Annotated in this window: 1 protein-coding gene; it reads left to right on the top strand. The window is 57.5% G+C overall.

The genetic code is table 11. The features are described 5' to 3' along the window. A partial coding sequence (locus tag ADICEAN_RS22470; protein WP_040398698.1) for a VirB4 family type IV secretion system protein occupies positions 1-1711 on the top strand: 1711 nt, incomplete at both ends.

Below are 1711 nucleotides of genomic sequence, written 5' to 3'. Positions count from 1 at the left end.
GGTAGCCAGCCTGGAGACATGCGGCGGCATACGCCTGATCCGCCTGGAGGAAGAAGGACTCAGGCAACTCTACCTGCAGTATTTCAACCTGGAGTTTGCCACTTTACCCGAGCAGTTCCAGCGCAGCATCTACAACCACCACCAGTCCCCGCGTGTAGGGGAGAAGGGGCTGCGGGTGCTGAGCCTGACGGGCCAGGGCGCCCAGCTGGAGGATGCCGTGCGTAACGGCTATGGGGTGCATGTGCCTATGATCTACCCCCTGGCACAAGCCCTGCAGGTTCCGCATATCCTCAGCCAGAGCATACTCATTGAGGATACGGAGGCCTGCCTGAGCCAGCTGGACCGGGAAAAAAAGATCAACAGCTCCCTGCATGTGCTGGCCAGCCAGGACAATAAGATCAAGGCCCTGGAGATCGATGCCTTTACGGCTGAAGTCCGGGCCGACAACCGGCAACTGGTCTCTCTGAACCTGAGTCTGATCCTCTTTGACAGCAGCGATAAGCAACTCCAGCTGCAGCTGGAAAAAGCCATTACGGCCTTCCGTCAGGTAAACGGATGTGAATGCCTGGTAGAGTCCTATGACGCTGCCGCGCTGTTCTTTGCCAATGCCCCGGGCAACGCAGCCCAGAACTATCGCTGGTTGCTGATGCCGGCCCAGTATGCGGTTACCTTTTCACATTTTACGACCAGCTGGGGCAGCAGCCGGGAAGGCGAGCTGCTGTGTGACCGCTACCGAAACCCCTTGCGCGTGCAGCTGTTCAATACCCGCCTGAATAACCAGAACTCCCTGGTGATCGGTCCATCGGGATCGGGCAAGTCCTACACCATGGGTAATTTCATGTGCCAGCGCTTTGAGCGGGGCGAACGGCAGATCATCATCGATGTTGGAGGAACCTACAAGAATGTGATCGAAAGCCTGGTTGGGCTGGAGGCCTATTTTGAATATGATCTTGAGCGGCCCCTCTCCTTTAACCCTTTTCTGATCGACCGGCAGGGGAGCAGCTGGTGCCTTTCAGCGGATAAGCTGAACTTCCTGACCGCCCTGCTGGCCCTTCTCTGGAAAGGAGCAGGCGGCAAGGGCGGCAAGGGGCTGCTGAGCCCGGCCGAACGGGCCATCCTGCTGCGGCATATTACCGCCTACTACGAGTTCCTGAACGGGGAAAAGCAACTGCATCGCCTGCCCTCCCTGTCGGGTTTTTACCACTGGTTCAAGTGCCACCACCGCACCAACCTGGACCAGGAAGAGTACCGCAATGAGATGCAGTTTTTCAATGTCGCCCAGTTCATGGTCGTGCTGAAGCCTTTCGTGGAAGGGGAATACCGCCAGGTGCTGAATGCCCCCAGCGAACTGGATATTTCAGACTATCCGCTGGTATGCTTTGATATGGCCCGCATTAAGGCTGATCCGGGCATTTACCCGCTGGTATCCATGTTGATCACCGAGCTGGCACTGGACCAGGTGCGCCGGTTCCCGGATGACCGTAAGTATATCTACATGGACGAGGCCTGGGCCATGCTTTCCGATGCCATGGGCGAATGGGTGGAAAGCATGTTCCGCACCATCCGCAAAAACAACGGCTCCATGTGCATCATCACCCAGGGCATTGACGAGATCGTCGGATCCCCGGTAGGGCCGGCTATCCTGCAGAATGCCCAGACACAGCTGATCCTGAACCATACCGACCAGAGCCAGGTAGCCAAAATGGCGATC

It is taken from the genome of Cesiribacter andamanensis AMV16 (genome assembly GCF_000348925.1).
GTDB classification, from domain to species: domain Bacteria; phylum Bacteroidota; class Bacteroidia; order Cytophagales; family Cyclobacteriaceae; genus Cesiribacter; species Cesiribacter andamanensis.
Note: the sequence above shows the minus strand (reverse complement) of the source record. Positions and strands in the feature narration are given on the sequence as shown.